Source organism: Methanogenium sp. MK-MG, from assembly GCF_009914725.1.
In the GTDB taxonomy this organism is placed as follows: Archaea; Halobacteriota; Methanomicrobia; order Methanomicrobiales; family Methanomicrobiaceae; genus Methanogenium.
The window spans coordinates 1-22106 of the sequence record NZ_JAAAWJ010000026.1 but is presented as its reverse complement, the minus strand read 5'-3'; the positions used below and the strand labels follow the sequence as shown (position 1 = coordinate 22106).

The window sequence follows — 22106 nt, the reverse complement described above, 5'->3', positions numbered from 1 at the left end:
CTAACTGTCAAATAGATTATCCGGACAAAAAATGAAAATTTTTGATCGCTGTAGCGGATAGTTTGCTCAGGTAAATGAACTCAAACTGGCAAACTTAGGTTAATATGTGGAAACAACATGGAATGATTTTAAAATCATATTATTGGAGAGAATATACATTATGGAGCGATGGTTATTTTTGTTGTACCATTGGAAATGTGAGTAAAGCCACTATTACAAAATATATACAAGAACAGGGATGATCGCTTACATCCCCTTGGCTAAAGACCAAGGGGTTTTACGCTCAATTTATAACATTATTTTATGGAGGATTTAGATGACATTCGAAACAGAATTCGTATCAAATGATCCGGTCCGGGGCTCTACAATGAAAAAAATTATTATTGTCCAGCGAAATGATCCGAATTCTGATGCTGCTACGAATTCGCGGAAGCTGGCAGAGCTCAGGGAGTTAGCACATGCTGCGGATTATGTGGTTGTTGGCACATTTGTGCAATCAAGACTTCCTGACCGGAAGTACCAGATCGGTTGCGGTAAGGTGGATGAGCTTGCGGAGCTTGTGGAATCTCTTGATGCTGAAAAAGTAATTTTTAACAACCAGTTGTCAATGACGCAGATCTATAATATATCTGAGGCATGCAACTGTGAAGTAATAGACAGGTTCCAGCTGATCCTTGAGATATTTGCTGCAAGAGCCACTACATGGCGTGCAAAACTGCAGGTAGAGCTTGCGGAATTACAATATAAGCTTCCGAAAACAAAGGCTCTCAATTTCCTGATGAAGAAGGAACGGCAGGGATTTATGGGTCTTGGAGGTTATGAGGATTCTTATGAGCAGGATATTAAGAAAAGGATCGCAAGAATCCGGGCCGAACTTCAGCAGGGAGACGGGAGTGAGTCCCTGCGCACTTTCCGGCATGAAAAAGGATTTTCCCTTGTCGCTCTGGCAGGGTATACGAATGCGGGAAAAAGTACTCTTTTCCAGTCACTTGTAGAGGAAGAGACAGTAGTCAGGGACATGCTCTTTACGACACTATCTCCTACAACACGTGCTCTCACGACAAATAACAGAAAGATGCTGCTGACAGATACGGTGGGATTTATCGAAGACCTCCCGCACCTGATGGTGGATGCTTTCAGGTCAACGCTTGATGAGATATTCCTGGCTGATATCATTCTTCTTGTGGTGGATATGAGTGATCCGGTGGATGTTATAAGACAAAAACTGGCTGTCAGCCATGATATCTTCTGGGAGAGAACGGAGGGTGCGGTGATAGTTACTGCTCTTAACAAGGCCGATCTTCTTCCTGATGAAGAACTGCAGGAAAAGCTGGAAGTGATCGGTGATCTTGCTCCTGCTTCTGTCATGATATCTGCAAGATCAGGAGAAGGTATTGACGAACTGAAACAGCTTTTGTATGAGAAGCTGCCGACGTGGGAACGGTGCAGGCTATCCATCCCGATGTCCGAAGAGGGTATGTCCATGGTATCGTGGCTTTATGATGAAGGCATTGTGCACAGAATCGAGTATGGGGATTCCATTCTCATGGAAATAGAAGCAAGGGATGAGATCATTCAGAAAGTAAAGCATTTCGCTCTGTCTCCGTAGGGATATTGATATTCGGAGTATTTGCCCCCCCTCCACCGATTTTAACGGGAATGAATGGTTCGATCAAAATATTATGGCTACAGATTAACTTTTCATGAATGTGCCTCTCAATCGGGAACAGATATTGCAGTTTGTTCCTGACCGATCCCGAAGCCGCCCGCAACCCGATTTTATTTTGGGTTGGTGTCTGACCGTTCAGAAACAGGCTGAGAAGATCGCCGAGCTCGAATCCCGTATCGAGGATTTAGAGGCACAGTTAAAACAAAATAGCCGTAACAGCAGTCGTCCCCGTCATCGTGCCGGGTTCAGTCTGCATCTGCACCACCGGTCTTCTGCCCCCTGGGGGTGGTTTTGGTCAGGGAAATTGCATAGAAGTGGTGCCCGGTCCGTTTGACTGCAATCTCGGAGATGTCCCCGCCGTGGGCGTGAATTTCTGTGGAGATGGTCTGCGGGACGAGGGAGAGTGGAACCGGGCCCGCGCTGATGGGCGTCCGGGCACCGGCCGGGGAGTTTATGTTTGTTGCCGCCGACTGTTCATCGGCAGTTCCTCTCAAACCTATGTGGGAGCATGGTTTTTTTGCGGGGCTGCCTTCTTCTCTGCATTCTTCTCTGCCTTCTTCTATCGGCACTGCGGGTTGCATGTCCGCACCTTTCCGTCCGGCATCATCAGCCGGGTTCTGTTCTTCTGTGATTGGTGTTTCTTCTGCGATTTCTCCCGGACGACGGGCAATGCAATGGGCGTAGCGTGCGGGTCCGGGATTGGGTTCGCTACTTTCTTTTCGGTTTTTCTCATGGAGATTTGCTCCTGTGCGACAGAGTTTCCTGTGCACAGGAGGTGATGGGACGGCTGGGATGATAGAGGAAAAGTCTGTGATGTGTATGTAATGATTTGAATAAATCAACAACGGTCCTGCTGAATGCAAAATTCCCGGTATTTTTGTACCAAATCGGGAAAAATGAAACATGAATTGACAGGTTGTTTGGATGAGTGAATGGCAGACTGCCCGGCTCAGGATTCAAAGGAAGTGCTCTCATTCCTTCAGAATGAGGACATTCCTCACATTATGCCGGTGAAGAAATATGGCGCAGAGATGAACGCACTTTTGGTTAGAAATCGCGCCAGAAACGCGACATACACGATGAAAGGCAAAGGAAAACCTCTCTATATGAATATCGCAATCGATGTTCAGTACCTTAAGGGAAAGAACGGGAAATACGGTAACATAAATCTTGGATATGTGGCACATGGCCTCGACTGGAAACCGATAAGGATCTATAATACCTACAAAACAAGGTTCGCCATCGAAGCGTCGTATCGCATCAGAAACTGCGTGAAATGTAAAACATCGTCCAAAAATGTGGTGATTCGTTACTTGTATGCTGTGATCGCTCTGTTACTCAAAACATTTGGGTCGTGTTGCAGAGGACTTACTTCTCTCTGGTGAAGCGAGGGCCAAGAACAGTTGAAGAGGATCTGTTCAGGTTTGATCAGTTCCGGATGATGGTCTGGGAAGGTATCAGAAAAGTTTTGAGACCAGTTACGGAAATCCCTGTTTTAAGGTTGGCTGTTTAGAGATTGGAAGGGGGGTGAAACGAATTTTGGATTTACTATTGGAGGTAAATTAGAGAACTACTGGGCCCTTGATGTCAAGAGGTCACAGGTGTTTATGAATGAGCGGGAAGTTCGAGAGGAGATTCTGAATATGTCCTATAAGGAGGGAGTGAGAAGAGGGATTAATCGAGGGACATTGTGGAGAATGAAGAACATATACAGGGTGTTCAATTGAATTAATATGGACTTCCTCAGGTTTGCCAATACAATTCATCAGATTTTAAACGACATTTTAAAATTTTTAAGGTTGATTGCCCACATTATTTTTTAATTGTTTATCTCCTCAATTAATTGAAATCCCCCTGAGACTATTTGAAGTTGATCTTTGGATTTATAAAAAGATGTAGTAAATATAGAAAATTTGAACGTTTTTGAATATTTATTTCCAGCAATATCTTCATAAGATATTCTCAATACCAGTGGTGGAACATCTTTATGAATATTACTTATTCCTTGAGATTGACTAATTGAATTAAGATATAAACCAAGCATTTTCAAATAACTCTTTGGAATATAAATAAATGTCGGGGTTTGATCCTGGTTAATTGGAAGGATGAAATTCAAATCATTAGGATAATCTCCATACAATATAAATACGCCAGGGTGTTTTACCGACCCTTTCTCCCCTCTCCAATAAGAAATGGCATGTCCATGATATTCAATACCATAGAGATTATATTTATTAATAATTTCACTAAATAATTTTGAATCAAAAAACCATGAACATGTAATTTTTTTTGCACAACCACAACCTAAATTGTAAATGGCCATTTTTCCAGAATCTGAAATTTTCTGAATGCCCCCATCCAAAGTTTCCGGATAATTAAATTCACCGTAATCTATCTCCTTCTCGTAGACAATGTTAAAATCGGATATTTTGGGAATGGACAAAGTTGGTAGAATGGTAGATTTCCTTTGTTCTTGCATCTCAAAAAGTGTTAGACAGATAAATAATGCTGTAATTAATGTAGCAAATGCCGAAGTTCCAGCAATTGTTGTTTTATAATCAACCAGATCAAATGACGCCAGTGTTGCAATTAGGGCCAATAATGTAATAATCCCAGTAATTGTCAATAATTTTAATTTATAATATTTCACATTAAGGAATTCACCAAACGGAAGATATGCTTTCTTGTAGCTTGATCTGTCGAGTTGCAAAATCGATAGATAACTATTACCCCGAACACAAGGTCGGGGTTGTAGTTATCTTGTGATTTTTGAACTTTTAGAATTAGGTTTATTATTTTCGTAGGTTTGAATCATACCCCTCGAACACAAGTTCAGGGTAATAGTTATCTTGTAATTTTTGAACCTTTCAAGGATGATATAGCACTGTTCTGAAAAGTTGTTAGAGTAGCGGTTCTCTTTTTTCCAAAGATTGTATGATCTTTATTATACTGGTTACTAGAAGAAATAGAGACGGTCATCTTCTTGAAATTAATATAATACTATGAGTTGGAATAAATTGAATATTGATAATAATTATTAAAAAATGATTTCAATTCTTGGGGGATATCAATTGGAATATCTCTGTAATTCTACATCAACAGAAGGGTTGACATAATCATATTCTTCGCAGTCTTCAACATTTACTCGAATATTACTTGGAGATACTTTACCATTATCGAGGATATCAAAATAACATTTATGGAGTGGATAGTATGACATAATGCACTCTAAATCATTACACATACCAATTTGGGAAGTGGAGACTGCTGCAATGAACGTCAAGAATTCACTTGTATTTTTTACTTTATTTGGATAGTCTGTTGGATCTGTTGAAATTACTTTAGGAACGCTAATTTTAATTTGACAGGTATCCGGATCATAAGTAAATTCGATAGCTGAAAGATCATCAGAAAATTTCATTTTGATGCTTAAAGTCCAATCTTTTTCTATATCATCTAGTTCTTTTATTAGCGAATTATAGTATTCTTGACGAGTTTCCTTAGGGATTGACGAATCAGAAAGAGATCTCAAACTCTTTTTTACTGCTCCTATGTATTTTGTTTGGTGAGATAAAAGACAATATCCAGGCAATTGTTTATCTTCATGTTCAATATCCGCCAAACAGAATAGACTAACAAAATTTACATAACCTGAATTTTTATAAACACGATGTAATTGCACGACAAGATGAGCTATAAATAGTCGCCGTTGAACATCATCATCAACGGTGAGAATTGGACTGAAATACCACTCAAGTTCTCTCCATCGTGTTTTCTTCGGGCTACTATGCTGATTGATTATAGTTTTTTCAATTTTGTAATCTCCATCTACAAAGCCTGGGCTATAATCTCCATGAGTTTCAATTTCGGTTTCTCGGTCGTTCATTAATATTCACCTCATAATCACCAATTACTATACCCGGACTTTGATTTCCCGTTGTAGTGATTTTTACATCTGATGGTGATTTTTCTTCAGAATAGGGAATTATGTAATAAATGTAACCAACAATAAAAATTCCAATCGCTACTCCAACCGAGGCAATAACTCCAAAAACTCCAATCTCTGACTGAATGCTAATTATTGAGCCGATAAATCCAATTACGGCATTTATTACAGCAAGCAGTATTATTAGGTGGTTTCTTGAAAATTTATTCGACAGACAATATCACCAACGAATCTAATATATCATTCATTATTAGCTATTCTTATTTATAGTCACTAAAGTGAGTCCTAAATGTAATTTTTAGCCGGATGATGTATTTTATGTTAAAATTTTAGAATCCTATCCCTCACATGTGTATTCATCGTAAACCCTACATTCCCGCAAACTCATAACGAGCCAGATCCAAAATGGCTGAATTTCGACTGAAATTATAAATTGGGCGAATTTCATTGATTGATAAAATTGCGCTCGTTAGGTGTCAAGTACAACACATGACGAGTTCTTGTATTTCAGAATACTAAAAAAATGTCAACTAAACTGCAATCAAACGAATATGGTGGCTCTTTTTTCTCCTCATAGTTATGTGTCACCGGGAATGCAGGGTAAACGGTGTCCCGCTTTTAGCATTCTGCTTCAAATAATGCAGAGTCCCTTTTGAATATCCTTGTTTCACCCAATCAGAATACGAAATAATCTGAATAAACTCTCTTAGTTCTCACTCATTGTCAACGCCGGGTTAATTTTCCCCAGGTATGCCGGAATATTTTTCCACAATTTTAAACTTGCCAGGAATTGTGCGTATTTATGATGCCCGTTCTACCGCGAATGGACGGACGGATGGACGGACAGATGAATGGATGGACGGACAGATGAATGAATAAACAAACAAACGAACAAAAAAAAGAAATATTTAAAAATCTTCAAACAGACTTCCGGGCGTTCCAGGCTTCCTTGACTTCACTGCCTTCAAGGAATACCAGACCGTGCTCGTCTGCATATTTGCGTGCATCCTCTTTCGTCAGAGCCCGGCCGGTCTTCTCATCCAGCATCTCACATATCGTGACTGCAGGAGTGGCGCCTGCCATCTCAGCAAGGGCAATCGAAAGCTCGGTCTGCCCTTCCCGCTGGTCAAGCAGAGTGTCTGCTGCCCTGAGGAGGGCCATGTGTCCGGGAGTCCGGAACTCTGCTGCAAAGTTATCTCCGCCGCCATTCAGCGTCTTTTCCACCTGTTCTGCCAGGCGGGTCACCGTGAGTGCCCGGTCATTATCCGTGATGCCGGTGAAGGTGTCCCGGTGATTGACCCAGAGAGAGAAAGACGAGTGGTTTCTCCGGTCATACGGAATGTCCCCTTCCTGCTCTGCCAGGTTTGTCGGCTGGAGGATCTCACTTGCAAACGGCAGACCGAAGTTCTTTGCCGCCTGTGGATGGAGAGCGGTGCAGATGAGACCGCCTCCGTCTTTTCTCATCCGGACAATATGTTCCGGTCTGACCGCATCTGATCTGATGGCAAAATCCGTTTCTCCTTCCCGATCATCAAAGTCGAAGAGGAGAACAAATTCCCCTCTTTTGAATGCTTCCAGTGCCTTCTCTATCATTATCGTGTCACCTCAATTATTACCGCTGCACCGTCATCCGTTCCCAGCACATCCCGTAGCCGTTCTGCTGATATAAGTTCAATAATATCCTCCGGGTAATGGGTTCTTCCGGGGATGATAATTGCGCATGCATATCCGCCAATGGAACATTTCAGGGCACGGGCTCCGCCAAATGTGCGGTCATGGTCGGTAAACCCATCAATTTCTGTCCACTCCATTGCATCGAGTTTGCGGCGTGTCTCGATGCTTGTCGGACTGAGTTTTACATTAAATGTTCCGGGATACGGGGTGATGCCCAGTTTCTCTGAAAACTGGCTGGCATACCCTTCCACGCTTATATAATACCGGCCTTCCCCGAGACCGCTGATGAGTTCCCCTTCCAGTAGATAATGCCTGTCGTGCGTCTCAAATATGCGGCGGTATGCGGCATATTCAGCCCTCATATTTTCCTCCCCTGCTGCTGTGATAGTCACATACTGTCCGTCCCCCCCCATGGTCCGTGAGATCATGTGGGCATTTTCAAGGGAGATCAGTCTCCGGGAGGCAGTCTGGGGGCTGATGGAAAGTTCCTGTGCAAGACTCTGTGAAGAGACGGACACAGCACCGGAAAGCCCCCCCAAAAGGGCGATCGCTTTCAGGCAGATCAGGTCATCGGGTGCGATCATCTTATATCATTTTTGGAATACATGCCATATATGGGTTGCCATCCCTGTTTGCCCGTATGACATATGCTGTGCTGTCTTTCCTGTAATTGAAACGGATGTCCGGACAGATTGTCCTTTGCAAAGACGTGTATTGCGGTTTTAACCAGGAACTTTTTGGCTGAATATCTCAAAACGAGAGGTATCTCGTGTATGTGGGAGGTAGATCCTGCAATGATGTCGTTGAATGCCGAAATGTTCTTCGTTAATTATATAATGGCGGCGAGCAAAGAATATACCTATGAAATCCGCACTGCGGACCCGTCTTGCTGAAAAAATGGCAGGAGAGATCACGCTATCTGCATCCCCGGGAGAGGCCATGAAGAAATGGCGTCTGGCATTCAACATTCCCCCCGGAGTACTTGCAGATGAGCTGAACTTCTCTCCGTCGGTCATCTCTGATTATGAGGGTGGCAGACGTAAGAACCCGGGTACTGCGGTTGTTGGAAAGATTGTTGACAGCATCCTGAGTATTGATGAAGCGAATGGTGGCAGAAACATCCGCAAATTCGCCAAAATCCTCTGCAATGACTTTGATCCTGATGTCATATATGACATGCATGATTACAACATGCCAGTCCCGCTCACACAGTTCTGCAACGCGATTGCCTGCACACACCAGGTGGGCTCCATGGATCAGCAGATCTACGGATATACTGTTGTCAACTCGGAAAACGCCATTCTTCAGCTTTCAGCCAATGAATTTAATCGGATTTATGGCTGGAGCACAGAACGGGCGTTAATCTTTACCAATGTATCAACCGGCAAATCGCCGATGATCGCAATCAGAGTGACACCATTCAAACCACGCTGTGTGATTCTTCAGGGTATATCCCCGGAGGAAGTGCATCCGCTTGTTCCCCGCCTTGCAGAGAGTGACCGGATTACTTTGCTGTGCACTGAAATGGACGTCAACGAGATTGTCGATATTCTGAGGGAAGAATTATGGTAGGAATAATTACATACGGCGCATACATCCCGCGGAACCGCGTTAAAACCGAGGAGATTGCACGGGTATGGGGTGCAAACGGCGCTGAGATTGCCGCAGGCCTCGGTGTGAAAGAAAAGTCGGTCCCCGACCTTGACGAAGACACGATTACCATGTCCGTTGAGGCGGCACGCTATGCCCTCGCCCGCAGGGATATCCCGCGTGATGCGATTGGGGCCATCTACGTTGGTTCAGAATCTCACCCGTATGCGGTGAAGCCCAGTGCGGCAACTGTAGGTGAGGCAATTGGTGCCACACCCGTGATGACCGCAGCAGACTTTGAGTTTGCATGTAAGGCAGGCACCGCAGGTATCCAGACCTGTATGGGCATGGTGAAGTCAGGCATGATCAAATACGGATGTGCCGTCGGTGCAGACACCGCACAGGGTGCACCCGGTGACGCACTTGAGTACACTGCCTCTGCAGGCGGTGCGGCCATCTTCATCGGTGAAGACAACCCGATTGCAGAAATAAACCATACCTGTTCGTTCACTACAGACACGCCTGACTTCTGGCGGCGTGAAGGACAGACATATCCCAGCCACAGTGGCCGTTTCTCTGGTGATCCGGCATATTTCAAGCATGTCCAGGGTGCCGCACACCTGATGCTTGAGCAGATGGGCACAGAACCGTCTGATTATGACTATGCCATCTTCCACCAGCCGAATGCAAAGTTCCCGCGGAGGGTCTCCGGCATGCTTGGGTTCACCGCAGAGCAGATTGGTCCTGGTCTCGTGGTCCCGCGCCTTGGGAACACCTATTCTGGTGCCGTCCCGGTCGGTATATCGGCAACCCTTGATGTGGCAAAACCCGGTGATCGCATCTTTGTCACCTCGTACGGGTCCGGCGCCGGCAGTGACGCCTTTGACATCACCGTAACAGATGCCATTGAGTCTGATCTGTTCAACCGGTCTGCCGCACCAACCGTTGAAGAACTTCTTGCAGACGGGAAGTATCTGGACTATGCACTGTATGCCAAACACAAAGGAAAAATAGTGATGCAGTAATGAGAGAAGTAGCAGTTGTTGGAATCGGCCTTACCGAATTCGGAGAAAAGTGGGACACATCGTTCCGGAATCTCTTCGTGGAGGCAGGTGCAAATGCCCTGGAAGACGCAGGAATGAGCGGCGACCAGATTGACGAAATGTTTGTCGGAAATATGAGCGGTGGACGGTTTGTCCTGCAGGAACACATCGGTGCCCTCATTGCAGACCATGCCGGCCTCACCAAAAACCACATCCCCGCCACCCGTGTGGAGGCAGCATGTGCGTCCGGCGGCCTCGCCTTCCGGCAGGCATATACAACGGTTGCATCAGGTATGCAGGACATCGTCATTGCAGGCGGCGTTGAGAAGATGACCGATGTCGGCGGCAGCGAGACCACCGATGCACTTGCAGGCGCAGCAGACCGTGAATGGGAGGGACTTGCCGGTGCCACCTTCCCCGGTCTCTATGCGATGATTGCAACCGACTATATGAACCGGTATGGTCTCACAAGAGAACAGCTTGCGATGGTCTCGGTCAAAAACCACCGCAATGGCGCCCACAACCCGATGGCACAGTACAGAAAGGAGATCACTGTTGCGGATGTGATGAAGTCCACGCTTGTTGCAGATCCTCTGCGGCTTCTTGACTGTTCTCCGGTGACAGACGGTGCTGCAGCAGTCATTCTCTGCCCGATGGAGATGGCACGCGAATTCACCGATACACCGGTGAAGGTGCTGGCATCATCACAGGCATCCGACACCATCTCCCTGCACGACCGCCGGGATTTCTCAACTCTGGACGCAACAGTCGCTGCAGGCAGGCGTGCGTTCAAACAGGCATCTCTCACACCAAAAGATATTGGCATGGTCGAAGTGCATGACTGTTTCACTATAGCAGAACTCTGCGCCATCGAAGACCTCGGTTTCTGTGTAAAGGGAGAGGCTGGAAAACTGACCGAAGACGGCCAGACCGCACTGGGCGGATCTATTCCTGTCAACACATCCGGCGGCCTGAAGGCATGCGGCCATCCGGTCGGTGCAACGGGTATCAAGCAGGTATGTGAGATTGTTGAACAGCTTCGCGGAGAGGCGGTCGGACGGCAGGTCGATGCAGAGATTGGTATGACCCACAACGTCGGCGGAACGGGTGCAACGGTTGTCTGTAACATTCTGGGGGTCTAAAAATGTCAGTCCCGCGTTACTGGAGAAAGCAGCAGAACCGGTATAACCTGAAGGGTAACAGATGTGAGACGTGCGGGCGGTATTTCTTCCCGCCGCGAGTCTTATGCCCGGAGTGCCGGAGAGACGGAAAGATTGTTGACTATGAATTTTCCGGGAATGGTACCGTGCGTACCTTCTCAATCATCCGAACGGCAAGCGACGACTATGATCTGCAGACGCCATATCCGCTCGCTATCATAGAACTCGAAGAGGGCACCTGCATGACAGCGCAGGTGATCTGTGAACCTGATGAGATTGCTATTGGCATGCCGGTGAAGCGTGTGTTCAGGAAGATTATCTCAGAAGGTGACGGTGGGGTCATTGTCTACGGCACAAAATTTGTGCCTGCGTAAACCGCACTAAAAATAATCCTCCTTTTTTGGCATGAGTATGTGCCGAAGAATATTTTTCAGACCTGTCAGTCGTTATGCACAATGTATCTCCCTCCTCCTGGATATGGGCTCTTTCTTGCCTCTGATATCCTTGTGGTGACCGGGTTTACGAAAAAATTTAGTTATATGAGAAAAAAGAGGAGTATTCTACCTATGATCTTCACTCCCCGGTGCGGGTAATGTCATAGACCGCGTGATGCTGTGCGGCGGAGTATGAGCGGACCTGGTGTTCTCCTGCAATGGTGCAGGGATACTCATCAATCATCTCACGATATTCTCCCTCACGTTCCTGCATCGCGTAGAGGTGGATGGTGCCGCCCGGCCGCACGAGGTGGACTGCTGTTTCAAAGAAGGGTACCGGACTCATCGGGAGGTTCATGATGACACGGTCAAACGAACCGGTGGTCAGATACGCTCCCAGATGGGACGCATCCGCAAGCATGGGGATGACATTATGGCGTCGGTTCAGTCTGATATTCTCTTCCATTAAGAGGACTGCACCGGGATTGATGTCACCTGCAAAGACGATGCCTGCCTTCTCTGCGAGTGCGACTGCAAACGGCCCGACGCCTGCGAACATATCACAGACCCGTTCTTTCTCTTCCATCAGGGATACAATCCGCTGCCGTTCATTTGCGAGGCGTGCGGAGAAGTATGCGGCTTCGAGATCTATTTTAAACCGCATACCGTATTCGGTGCACTCTGTGGCGGTCACCGGCACTCCTGCAAGCACCCGGAATCCCCGTGTCCGGTACTCGCCTGAAACGGGTGTTTCGGCATGCAGCACCGTATGAAGGGAAGGGCGTGATCCGAGCAGCAGCTCTGCTGCCTCCGTGTCATCGTCCTGCATGATGGCAATACCCCCCACCAGATCATGCCGGGGGAGGGGAACGGCTTTTACATTTGGTTCGCATTCCCAGCGTTCGGTTGCACGGGCAGGGTCTGTCACCGGGAAGAGCAGAAATGCCCCGTCACGGGTGGGTTTGAATGACGTGTCAAGGACGCCGTCACTGATCAGCTGCCGTCGCATCGGTTCGCCCTCTCTCACCGGCACGCGGACGCACCATTGTTCCTGTTTCACCTGACCACCTCCATTTATTGTCTTTCTCTTCTATGTGATATGTACATGGATGAATATATGCAGCGGATACGGGATGGTTCGCTGAAACTCCATTCGCTTGAGGCAGAACTTCCTTCTGATGAGGCAATATCCGTTCGCCGTTCCTTTATTGAAGAAGAGACCGGAGTCTCCCTGTCTGTACTTGGCGAGTATGCAATCACGACAGAGCGCGTCACAAAGCGCAACTGTGAGAATATGATCGGCGCTGTTCAGGTGCCGGTCGGTGTGGCAGGTCTTCTGCATGTGAAAGGCGAGTATGCGGATGCAGCATATTACCTGCCCCTTGCCACCACCGAGGGCGCCCTCATCGCCTCGGTGAACCGCGGGTGCCGGGCTATCACCAAGGCCGGCGGTGCCGAGGTGCGCATACAGCGTGACGGCATGACACGGGCACCGGTATTTGCCTGTGACAGTGTGCCGCATGCTGTTGAGGCGGCCCGCTGGGTGGAGGGGCATTTCACCGCCCTTGCAGAGGCGGCGGCCACCACCACATTACACGGCCGTCTGGAACATATCACGACCCATATCGCGGGCACCAGCCTGTATGTGAGATTTGAATTCTTCACCGGCGATGCGATGGGGATGAATATGGTCACCATCGGCAGTGAGAAGGCAGCGGAAGTCATTGTGGCAGAGACTGGTGTTCGCCTGGTTGCACTCTCCGGAAACCTCTGCACTGACAAGAAACCTTCCGCTGCGAATGTGGTGATGGGCAGGGGGAAAACCGTGGCAGCAGGTGTATTCCTCTCTGATGCGATGGTAAAAGAGATCTTCAGGACCGATGCAGCATCCCTCACTGAGGTCAATACCCGCAAAAATCTGGTAGGGTCCGCCCGTGCAGGTTCTCTCGGGTTCAATGCCCATGCGGCAAACGTCATCGCAGCAGTCTTCCTTGCCTGCGGGCAGGACCCGGCACATGTTGTCGAGGGCAGCAATGCGATTACCACCGTTGACCCGGTGGAAGGCGGGGTCTATGTCTCGGTGACGCTCCCCTCCCTCCAGGTGGGGACGGTGGGCGGCGGCACGGCAATTGAGACCCAGCAGGCATGCCTGCAGATGCTTGGAGTGGCGGGTGGCGGAGACCCGACCGGGGCCAATGCAAAAGCCTTTGCAGAGATTATTGCAGCAGGTGTGCTTGCAGGAGAACTCTCACTTTTAGGGGCGCTTGCGGCAGGTCACCTGGCACGGGCGCACAAGCAGCTTGGGCGTGGATAAACCCAATAGATCTTTTTTTTCAGGTAAACCAGCGCATCATCAGGGTGGCATCTTCGCCATCGCTGTAGTAGCTGTCTACCATGAATACCTGTGCATACCCATATTTCTGATAAAAACGCTGCGCATCATGGTTTGAAACACGCACCTCAAGCTGGACTGCTCCTGCCCCGAGGATCATGCATTCAAATTCAATGCGCTGCAGCAGTTTGCCACCGGCCCCATCCCTCTGGGAAGACGGCCTGACCGCGATATTCATGATGTGACCATAGACGGCATCTCCTGTGTCCTCCATCCCGGCGGAGACGAAACCGATAATGCCATTGTCAGTTTCTGCGACAAAGAAGAGGCCGGGATACAGATATAGCACGTCCCGGAATGCAGATTCATCCCATGGGTCCGGGAACAGTTCGTGTTCGATTGCACAGATACCTGGCAGGTCAGCCTGCCGGGCCCGGCGAATATGGATGTCAGTATTCTGCATTCACTCATGTACTCCGTTGCGGATACTCATATTACATCTGAAAACCAATAAATGACGCACCCAAACCCTACAGGCAGGAATTTTTGTTATGGTCCAGATATTTAGTTTCAAGGCGTTTCGCCCTCCGGCAGAAGAGGCACAGCAGATAGCCTCAGTCCCGTATGATGTGGTATCCACCGATGAATCCCGTGCAGTCCTTGCAGAAAATCCGCAGAGTTTTTTGCAGGTCATCCGGTCTGAAGCCACGCTTCCCGCAGACACAGACCCGGCAGCACCGGTGGTCTATGAGACCGCTGCTGCAAATCTCCAAAAATTGATTGACGAAGGTCTTCTCCTACAGGATGCAGAGCCGGGTATCTATCTCTACCGTGTCAAGCAGGGCGGCAGCATCTACACCGGTTTTGTGGCAAACGTCAGTGTGGACGATTACCGGGACAATAAAATAAAACGTCACGAGCATACCCGCTACGACAAGGAAGCGGACCGGACCCGTCACATTGACACGACAGATATGAACACCGGTCTTGTTGTCCTCCTCTACCGTGACTCCGGGGAAATATTCCAATATGTTGCCTCCCTCGTCCCGGAAGGTGCACCCGACGGTGTCGCAAAGAGCAACGGTGCGGTTCATGAAGTCTTCCGCATTGCTGATGCAGAGGCAATCGGCACGATGCAGGAGATGTTTGCAGGCGTTGATGCCTTCTATATCGCAGACGGCCATCACCGTGCCAAATCATCGGTCAATGTGGCAGATAAGCGCAGTGAGGAAGGGCATCTCACACCCGAATCCGGACGTTTTATGGCCGTTATCTTTGCCGAGAACCGGGTAAAGATCCACGGTTACAGCAGACTGGTGCAGGATCTTGGGGATTACACGCCTGAGACGTTCATGGCAGGGCTCTCCGGGATCTTTACCGTGAAGCCATACGGTGAGATTGAGGATACTGTCTTCAGCATACCACCGCTTGCTGAGTCTGCGGTGCCCAGGCATGTGATGCATATGTACATGAGTGGTGCCTGGTATGAACTCTCATGCCCTGTGGACGCTGCGGCAGACCGCATTGCCTCGCTTGATGTATCTCTCCTCCAGAAGACTGTCCTTGAGGGGATGCTGGGCATCACTGACCCTCGTGGCGACCCGCGCCTGCAGTATCTGGGTGGCGCCCGGCCGCTGCGTGACCTCCAGGATCGCGTGGATTCGGGTAAGTTTACCGTTGCATTCTCCATGCAGCCTGTCCGCGTGGATGATGTGCTGGGAATTGCAGATGATGGCGGTGTGATGCCTCCAAAGTCCACATGGTTTGAACCAAAACTGCTCAGCGGTCTTGTGCTTCATTCACTCAAATAATCTTTTTCCGGAACAATTTGCTCCGATTGTTCTGTTAATTTAAATTCCGGGCCAATTCGAAAAGATATTGAATTGTCGGGAATTATATCAATGTTTATTAGCTGGTATTGCAAAACATTCACTACGGAAGGCTTTCTTTATGAGTAAATATGGGGGGGGGGTTCTCCTGCTGCTCGTGGCGGTGGCATTCTGCTGCGGCTGTGTGGGGGAAGATTCGATATTTTCAGGGGGGCATTCCCAATCATTTGGTTCGGAAACACCCGATGAGCGAAGCGCAGGGTTGACCCTTGATGAAGCTCTGGCTGACCTTGACGTCAGCCAGAATGAAGAGATGATCTCGTTTAATAACCAGTCATTTCTTGCAGTGCGGGGCATGCAGATGGCCGGGGACGGGCATGCATCGTCCTGGACGGTCTTTGCACGACCGGAGAATGAGGGGAGGACAGTTGTTCTGATTTATACTGACCATGGCTGGAGTGAGTACGACTGGACACAGAGTATTGAGTATCCGGCCTTTGATCCGGCGACTGTTTTCTCTCCTGACGAACTATTCCGTCTTCACGAAGATACGCTCTCAGGATATTTCGGTGAAGATGACACTGAGGCGGATATCTTCCTCAGTAACGGGACCTATGTGGCGACAATCTACGGGCCGGATACCTATGATACATTCCGGTTTGATGCATATACAGGGGAGTGGATGCAATAAGACGAATAACAGATGAGGATGCCATCCTCTCAATCGATTTTCTCGCCGGGTTTACGGTGTTTATTCTGGCACTGATCATGGTCATATCGCTTGTGCCGGGGTTTCTTGCAGGCATTCAGAGTGAGAATATTGACTATGATGCCGTTGCCTACCGGACGTCAGTGATTCTGGTGGAGGACCCCGGAGCGCCGGACAATCCGTCATGGAATCTGATGGGCCCTTATGACATGGAGCATAAGGCAGAGATCCAGCGCCTGGGCCTTGCGGTCTCCAAGGATACGCCCAATATCCTTTCGCGGGAAAAAGTCAACAAATTCTTTAATCTTAATCCGGGTTTCACGTTCTCTGCCGAAGATTACCGGGATAAGGTCATCTTTGGCGACCTCACCTATCTCTACAACATCTCTCTTTCAACCGGCAGTGATGTATATTACGCAGACGGTGGGGATGCGGTGCCAACCTTCCAGTATGGCTATATGCGGCGCCTTGTCAGGGTAAAAGAGCCTTCAGTTGCAGCGATCAATTTCACCAGCTATGCTCCCGGTTATTATAACGGGAACCTTGATGCAAATGAGACCAGCATCTCTGAGGATTTTTCAGTTCATATCCCGTATGGCGTCCTCATTGACCGGTCTGTGAACCCTGCATACCGGATTGACCCGCAGTCAGAGCATCTCACGATAGATCTCTCTAATATGTATTCTCACCTGAATGAGACTGACATTGTTTCTATGAATTTTACCGGTATGGGGCTCTATAAACAGCTGGATGACGGCAGCACTATTCTCATTCCCGGTCTTTACCCGTATGAGAATGACACCTACTCGCTGAAAGTTGACGGGACGCCGGTTCCCGCAACTGGTGCCCAAGAGTCGGTCGACAGCAGTTCGGTGATTACAATGGAACTCTACCCGCCGCTGCCGTTCTCAAATGAGATCACCAGTTCCCTGAATGTGAACTTCTCGTTCTCCTATCAGTTTGAAGACAGCCATGTGACCCATCAGTATCTGAGCGGTATGCACCAGTATGACTATACTGCAAATGTGACGCAGCCGGAGCTTGCTGACGGCGTGATGGAGGTGGCGATATGGTGATGAATGACGAGGGGCAGCTCTACACGATTGAAGGGATCACGGCAGGGGTGATCATGCTCGTGACGGCGTTTACGATATTTAATTCGGGTCTTGTATACACGCCGGGGGATGCGCATATATCGGATATGCAGATCCAGCAGCTGGGGTATGACGCCCTGTTGATGATGGATACACCGGAGGATATGTCTCCCTTGTCTGCAAGCCCGCTTGCACTGATGATTCAGGGCAATGATGGTAGTGGTTTTGGAAATGAATTTTCCTCATACCTTAAATCCGGGACCGGTACTACCGATATTGTTGACAGTCTGGAATTCAATGCAACGGTCTATAACAGGGTGCTGGGTAATAATCCGAATCCGGATGACGATTACGTCCATTCATATCAGTTCAGCAGTTCTACGATGTATGAAGAAAGCCAGCTGACCCGTGAACCGGCCATTAGTGTGACCCGGTATGTCTGGATTCCGGGCAGGCCGGGCGGATATGGGAACAATGAGTATGATAATACGGAACAGCTTGTCCTCCTGGAGGTGCTCATATGGAGGCGCTGAATGACGACGGACAATGGATCGTGATGATGGGTTTTCTCGTTGCAATCGGCATGTTCATGCTCGCCATAGTTATCAGTCAGGCACCGCTTGTCGGCCAGACGACCGCTGAGTCTGTGATGGAGTTTCCGAAAAATGAGGTGCAGGATGTCCGGGGGAAACTGATCTCGATGGGGGGTGCACTGCCGGAAATCCCGGGACAAAGTGATCGTGAAGTCCTTCAGGATCGTTTCCGTGGTGACATTGCCCTGCTCTCAATGTCACGCAATAATGCGATTGCAAACTATTCTGTTGACGGGTCATACTGGGCGGCAACGGGCACGTATGAGGATATCTTTTATACCTATCACCAGATTGACATCCATTACAACAACGGCATCACCGAATACACTGAGACCCTTCTGTTGCCGGAGAGGAGGTAAGAGACAGATATGACAAGAATGTATAGAAATCTGGATGATGACGGCGTCTCAATGATGACAGAATATCTCTCAATTACCTCCCTTCTGGTATTCATGTTTGTCATCATGATGTTCGTTGTGAACGCAGGCCTGATTGAAGGGCCGGCGGATACGCTGAAATATCACTCGTACGTGGATATCGGAAACGGGGTGAGTGTTCGTATGGTTGACCTGTATACCATCGCACCGGGGGACGGGACCATCAGAACCCAGTTTGATCTCCCTGACACGGTGGCAGGTGAAGAGTATGAAGTTATTTTGGGCGGCTTTGAAGAGAGCCAGTATATTACGGTTACAGACGGGTCAATCATGGCAGAAGTGGCTATATCAGGCATCGGTGCCAGCAGAGGGGTCACCGGAAGGACCACCGGCAGTGGATATAATATGATCTCCTATAATTCCTCGGGGGTGTGAGTTTCAATGAAGACATGTATGCGGAAAGATGAATCGGGGGTATCTGAAGCCATCGGGTTTATCCTGATATTCACTATTGTGATTCTGGGAATCTCAATTGTGACACTCTATGGGTATCCGGTGCTTGCAGATGCAAAGATAAGTTCGGATGAAAAGATAATGGAACAGAATATGATTGTCCTCCAGAATGATATCAAGATTCTGACCAGGAACAATGTGCCCTACCGGGACACAACCATCGGTGTCTCGGGCGGTAGTATATTTGTGACCAATTCGACTACGTCAGGGAATGAGGGTGGTGAGCATTTCACACTCACCTACTTCAATACAAGCAGCGGAGCTATGGAAACCACGGAGTACTATCCGGGGTCGCTGGAATTTGTCTCCGGGGAAGGGACGGCGGTTGTCTCGGTTTCCAATGGTGCTGTGGTTAAACGCCAGCAGGATCAGGACGGGTCGTCCATGATCTCCAATCCCAGATGGTTTTATGATGAAACCGAGGGGACACTGGTCATCTTTATGACAAGTATCACCTCACCGCAGGAGATGACCCTGGGGGGTATCGGGACGATCCAGATGGCGATGCTTGACGCACCGGAAATCCATGACTTCAAATATGCCCCCGGCACGCCTGAAGTAAAAATTGAGTATTTCCCTGACCTGGATGATGACTATTCGCGTGCCTGGGAGAACTACCTGACCGGTCCCTTTATTGTGCAGGGAGGATTTTCTATGGATGTTCCCACCGGAAATCCGGGTGACCCGGACATATACCGGCTGAATGTGAATCGCTTGGTAATAAAAGAGTATACTGTTGAAATCCTGGGAATATAATCCCGGAATTTTTTTTAAAGATTCATATTTTACTGCAGCCACTCCTGCTGCGAGTGTATGGGATATACGTTTTGCTGAAAAAAATATTTGGTTGAAATTCAGGGAATTTACGCCTGAGTTATTATTATCAAAGATATTTATTGCGCTGCAGCCACTCGCGCTGTGGCCGTGTGTAGCGGTATATGATATCAGCCTTTTCGTCCTGGAATGACCATGGCACTACGATTAACACGTCCCCCTCGCGAATCCATACCCGCTTTTTGATCTTTCCCTTAATGCGCCCCGTACGTGTCACTCCGTCGAAACAGCGTACCCTGATATGATTTGCACCGAGCATGAGATCTGCTTCCGCAAAAATCTCCCCGTTCCTTTTATTGGGCAGTTTCACCCGTACGATTGCCGGTGGTGCGGCCTGTGTATTTTTTTTCCTGTTTTGGTTTGCCAGAATACTCACTCCTTTTATATATATGTGCCCTCTTCGGATAAAAAGGTCATCCATGATGATGATTATAATAATATTCGTGATTTTTACCGTTCTTTCCGTGATTGGTGGCCATATGTCTTATTATCTGGCGGGTCATTTTGTAGCAGAGGGCCGGATACTCTCCTGTCGGTTTGCCTGGCTTGTGCCCCTTCGTCTTTTCCGGTGTCGTCAATTGCATGTTGTGGGGCTGCACACGATAATTCGGCTCTTTCAGCTCCCTTGCGCGGGAGGAAGGGTAAACGATCGGACGGGCGACCTCTCTTTTCTGAGGTTTTCCGGCTGTAAAAAAGGCCTCTTTGCGGGGATTATAACTGTGACCATCCCTCTGCACCGATAAGGGGGACAAAACGGACTGCACCATGGTGCGAGATCGTCAGTTTGTCTCCGGTTTTGTGGATACAGGTCAGTACCTGCAGATCTATATCACCGACCGGGAGTGCCATTCTGCCGCCGTCAGCCAGAAGTGCTGTCAGTGATGAGGGGACATCCGGTGCTGCAGCGGTGGTGATAATCGCATCAAACGGTCCTTCACTCTTTGGCAATGCGGTGCCGTCCCCGGTGATGATGGTGATGCCTTCCACACCTGCCCGTTTCAGGTTCCTTTGTGCGAGGTCAGCAAGTTCGGGAATTCGTTCAACTGTTGTGACCCTGCAGCCGATCAGAGCGAGGATTGCTGCCTGATATCCTGACCCTGCTCCGACTTCGAGAACCCGGTCTCCGGGTTTTGGTTCAATCAGGGTCGTCATCATTCCCACGATATAAGGCTGTGAAATGGTTGCCCCGTAGCCGATCGGCAGCGGGCAGTCAGCGTAGGCATCATCCCGCAGGTTTTCCGGGACAAAAAGGTGGCGGGGCAGACGGCGCATGGCATCAAGAACCGCAGGATCTGAAATTCCCCGGGCCGCAATCTGTCCGTCAACCATATGTTTGCGCAGGGCAGTATACCACACCTCCTCTCTCATCTGTATGTTATCCTCACCTTCCATTCAGTGAATGGACACCACCTACTCCCCCGTCATAGTATTTATATGTTAAATGCTCCGGATTCTTCAGGCCCGTCATTATCATATGGGCTCATATGCTGAATCTGATGGTGCCACATGACTGACCCTGGTATCGGTATCTGCGCCTGCTAAAATTTTACATTACTCTGCATAGAATTCACGAAAAAAGCAGGCAGGAAGCCCCTGAGTCTTTTGCTCAGGAATAGTTCACTGGTGGTATGGGAGAGTACAGGTCTCTCCGCAATGCGACATATAATCAGGTATCAGCGCGCATTATTATAGAATGGAAAACTTTTTTCGATTCTCGACATTTCCCATATCACCGGAAATAATCAAGGCAATAGAAGATATGGGATTCGAAGAGCCCACGCCTATACAGGCGCAGGCAATCCCCCCCATTCTTGAAGGAAAGGACGTGACCGGACAGGCACAGACCGGTACCGGAAAGACCGCAGCATTCGGCATTCCGGCACTTCAGATTGTCGACCTGGCCTCAACAAAGACACAGGTGATCGTGCTCTCACCGACCCGTGAACTTGCAATCCAGACGGCTGAAGAGTTCAACCGGCTTGCAAAATACATGAAAAAGATGCATATTCTCCCTGTCTACGGTGGCCAGCCCATCGAACGCCAGTTCCGTGCGCTGAGAGTAGGTGTGCAGATTGTGGTTGGTACTCCCGGACGTGTGCTGGACCATCTTGACCGTGGGACACTATCCCTTAAAGATGTAAAGATGGTCGTCCTGGATGAGGCTGACCAGATGCTCGATATGGGATTCAGGGATGATATTGAGAAAATTCTTGCAGAAACCCCAAAAGAGCGACAGACCGTGCTCTTCTCTGCAACAATTCCCGCGCCGATCAAGGAAATTTCACGCCGGTTCCAGAAGAACCCGGAGT

General features: G+C 48.6%; 25 protein-coding genes and 1 pseudogene. 17 read left to right on the top strand and 9 right to left on the bottom strand.

Translation table 11 applies throughout. The annotated features are described in order from the left end of the window. Nucleotides 1–104 precede the first annotated feature (104 nt). From MKMG_RS05800 to MKMG_RS11555, 3 genes and pseudogenes are all read left to right on the top strand, one after another. Nucleotides 105–242 (top strand): transposase, encoded by a 138-nt coding sequence (locus tag MKMG_RS05800; protein WP_256366068.1) that lies wholly within the window; start codon nt 105–107, stop codon nt 240–242. Nucleotides 243–367: 125 nt separating this feature from the next. Next, entirely contained in the window at nt 368–1609 is a 1242-nt protein-coding gene (gene hflX / locus MKMG_RS05795; RefSeq protein WP_165076517.1) for a GTPase HflX, read from the top strand. A gap of 193 nt (nt 1610–1802) precedes the next feature. Next, a pseudogene (locus MKMG_RS11555) lies at nt 1803–1898 on the top strand (DUF6444 domain-containing protein); the annotation flags it as partial. 16 nt (nt 1899–1914) lie between these two features. Here the strand turns inward: MKMG_RS11555 and MKMG_RS05790 are convergent. Beyond that, complete coding sequence (locus MKMG_RS05790) at nt 1915–2439, bottom strand: hypothetical protein (RefSeq protein WP_165076516.1); 525 nt, start codon at nt 2437–2439, stop codon at nt 1915–1917. Nucleotides 2440–2601: 162 nt separating this feature from the next. On the opposite strand from MKMG_RS05790, the gene MKMG_RS05785 reads away from it, so the two are divergent. Then, on the top strand, nt 2602–3054 hold the full coding sequence (locus MKMG_RS05785) for a hypothetical protein (RefSeq protein ID WP_165076514.1): 453 nt from the start codon (nt 2602–2604) through the stop codon (nt 3052–3054). A gap of 434 nt (nt 3055–3488) precedes the next feature. Here MKMG_RS05785 and MKMG_RS05780 read toward each other — a convergent pair whose 3' ends face one another. From MKMG_RS05780 to MKMG_RS05765, 4 genes are all read right to left on the bottom strand, one after another. Beyond that, nucleotides 3489–4319 (bottom strand): hypothetical protein, encoded by an 831-nt coding sequence (locus MKMG_RS05780; protein WP_165076512.1) that lies wholly within the window; start codon nt 4317–4319, stop codon nt 3489–3491. 417 nt (nt 4320–4736) lie between these two features. Continuing rightward, entirely contained in the window at nt 4737–5555 is an 819-nt protein-coding gene (locus tag MKMG_RS05775) for a hypothetical protein (RefSeq protein ID WP_165076510.1), read from the bottom strand. 978 nt (nt 5556–6533) lie between these two features. Further along, nucleotides 6534–7208: a 3,4-dihydroxy-2-butanone-4-phosphate synthase gene (gene ribB / locus MKMG_RS05770; RefSeq protein WP_165076508.1), complete on the bottom strand. Its 675-nt coding sequence runs from the start codon at nt 7206–7208 to the stop codon at nt 6534–6536. Next, nucleotides 7208–7873: a DUF120 domain-containing protein gene (locus MKMG_RS05765; protein ID WP_165076506.1), complete on the bottom strand. Its 666-nt coding sequence runs from the start codon at nt 7871–7873 to the stop codon at nt 7208–7210. Before MKMG_RS05765 ends, ribB begins: the two co-directional genes overlap by 1 nt. Nucleotides 7874–8150: 277 nt before the next feature. Between MKMG_RS05765 and MKMG_RS05760 the strand changes: the two genes are divergently transcribed. Genes MKMG_RS05760 through MKMG_RS05745 form a run of 4 tightly spaced genes read left to right on the top strand, consistent with a single transcriptional unit; the run spans nt 8151 to nt 11456 of the window. Beyond that, nucleotides 8151–8861, top strand: a complete 711-nt coding sequence (locus MKMG_RS05760; protein WP_165076504.1) for a transcriptional regulator — start codon at nt 8151–8153, stop codon at nt 8859–8861. Then, nucleotides 8855–9904 carry a hydroxymethylglutaryl-CoA synthase gene (locus tag MKMG_RS05755; protein ID WP_165076502.1) on the top strand — a complete coding sequence of 350 codons (1050 nt, stop codon included), beginning with the start codon at nt 8855–8857 and terminating at the stop codon, nt 9902–9904. Before MKMG_RS05760 ends, MKMG_RS05755 begins: the two co-directional genes overlap by 7 nt. Beyond that, complete coding sequence (locus tag MKMG_RS05750) at nt 9904–11064, top strand: thiolase domain-containing protein (protein WP_165076500.1); 1161 nt, start codon at nt 9904–9906, stop codon at nt 11062–11064. Before MKMG_RS05755 ends, MKMG_RS05750 begins: the two co-directional genes overlap by 1 nt. A gap of 2 nt (nt 11065–11066) precedes the next feature. Then, nucleotides 11067–11456: a Zn-ribbon domain-containing OB-fold protein gene (locus MKMG_RS05745; RefSeq protein WP_165076498.1), complete on the top strand. Its 390-nt coding sequence runs from the start codon at nt 11067–11069 to the stop codon at nt 11454–11456. A gap of 199 nt (nt 11457–11655) precedes the next feature. Here the strand turns inward: MKMG_RS05745 and MKMG_RS05740 are convergent, their stop codons facing one another. Then, nucleotides 11656–12576 carry a class I SAM-dependent methyltransferase family protein gene (locus MKMG_RS05740; protein WP_165076497.1) on the bottom strand — a complete coding sequence of 307 codons (921 nt, stop codon included), beginning with the start codon at nt 12574–12576 and terminating at the stop codon, nt 11656–11658. A gap of 45 nt (nt 12577–12621) precedes the next feature. Between MKMG_RS05740 and hmgA the strand changes: the two genes are divergently transcribed. Continuing rightward, complete coding sequence (gene hmgA, locus MKMG_RS05735) at nt 12622–13830, top strand: hydroxymethylglutaryl-CoA reductase (NADPH) (RefSeq protein ID WP_165076495.1); 1209 nt, start codon at nt 12622–12624, stop codon at nt 13828–13830. 19 nt (nt 13831–13849) lie between these two features. Here the strand turns inward: hmgA and rimI are convergent, their stop codons facing one another. Next, nucleotides 13850–14311, bottom strand: coding sequence for a ribosomal protein S18-alanine N-acetyltransferase (rimI, locus tag MKMG_RS05730; protein WP_165076493.1), 462 nt, complete (start codon nt 14309–14311; stop codon nt 13850–13852). Between the two features lie 88 nt (nt 14312–14399). On the opposite strand from rimI, the gene MKMG_RS05725 reads away from it, so the two are divergent. From MKMG_RS05725 to MKMG_RS05695, 7 genes are all read left to right on the top strand, one after another. Then, nucleotides 14400–15659: a DUF1015 domain-containing protein gene (locus tag MKMG_RS05725; RefSeq protein WP_165076491.1), complete on the top strand. Its 1260-nt coding sequence runs from the start codon at nt 14400–14402 to the stop codon at nt 15657–15659. A gap of 139 nt (nt 15660–15798) precedes the next feature. Further along, nucleotides 15799–16368: a hypothetical protein gene (locus MKMG_RS05720; protein ID WP_165076489.1), complete on the top strand. Its 570-nt coding sequence runs from the start codon at nt 15799–15801 to the stop codon at nt 16366–16368. Further along, a complete protein-coding gene (locus tag MKMG_RS05715; protein WP_165076487.1) occupies nt 16356–17462 on the top strand; it encodes a hypothetical protein in 1107 nt (368 codons plus the stop codon). Before MKMG_RS05720 ends, MKMG_RS05715 begins: the two co-directional genes overlap by 13 nt. Next, on the top strand, nt 17456–18013 hold the full coding sequence (locus MKMG_RS05710) for a hypothetical protein (RefSeq protein WP_165076485.1): 558 nt from the start codon (nt 17456–17458) through the stop codon (nt 18011–18013). The genes MKMG_RS05715 and MKMG_RS05710 overlap by 7 nt, the downstream gene beginning before the upstream one ends. Beyond that, nucleotides 18001–18432, top strand: coding sequence for a hypothetical protein (locus MKMG_RS05705; RefSeq protein ID WP_165076483.1), 432 nt, complete (start codon nt 18001–18003; stop codon nt 18430–18432). The genes MKMG_RS05710 and MKMG_RS05705 overlap by 13 nt, the downstream gene beginning before the upstream one ends. A gap of 9 nt (nt 18433–18441) precedes the next feature. Beyond that, the gene (locus tag MKMG_RS05700) at nt 18442–18885 is read left to right on the top strand and encodes a hypothetical protein (protein WP_254059103.1); all 444 of its coding nucleotides are present in this window, start codon (nt 18442–18444) and stop codon (nt 18883–18885) included. A gap of 6 nt (nt 18886–18891) precedes the next feature. Beyond that, nucleotides 18892–19719 (top strand): hypothetical protein, encoded by an 828-nt coding sequence (locus MKMG_RS05695; protein WP_165076481.1) that lies wholly within the window; start codon nt 18892–18894, stop codon nt 19717–19719. A 127-nt stretch (nt 19720–19846) separates the two neighbouring features. Here the strand turns inward: MKMG_RS05695 and eif1A are convergent, their stop codons facing one another. After that, on the bottom strand, nt 19847–20173 hold the full coding sequence (gene eif1A, locus MKMG_RS05690) for a translation initiation factor eIF-1A (protein ID WP_254059102.1): 327 nt from the start codon (nt 20171–20173) through the stop codon (nt 19847–19849). Between the two features lie 335 nt (nt 20174–20508). Further along, on the bottom strand, nt 20509–21189 hold the full coding sequence (locus MKMG_RS05685) for a protein-L-isoaspartate(D-aspartate) O-methyltransferase (RefSeq protein WP_254059101.1): 681 nt from the start codon (nt 21187–21189) through the stop codon (nt 20509–20511). A gap of 301 nt (nt 21190–21490) precedes the next feature. Between MKMG_RS05685 and MKMG_RS05680 the strand changes: the two genes are divergently transcribed. Beyond that, on the top strand, nt 21491–22106 hold a 616-nt coding region (locus MKMG_RS05680), incomplete at its 3' end, for a DEAD/DEAH box helicase (protein WP_165076477.1).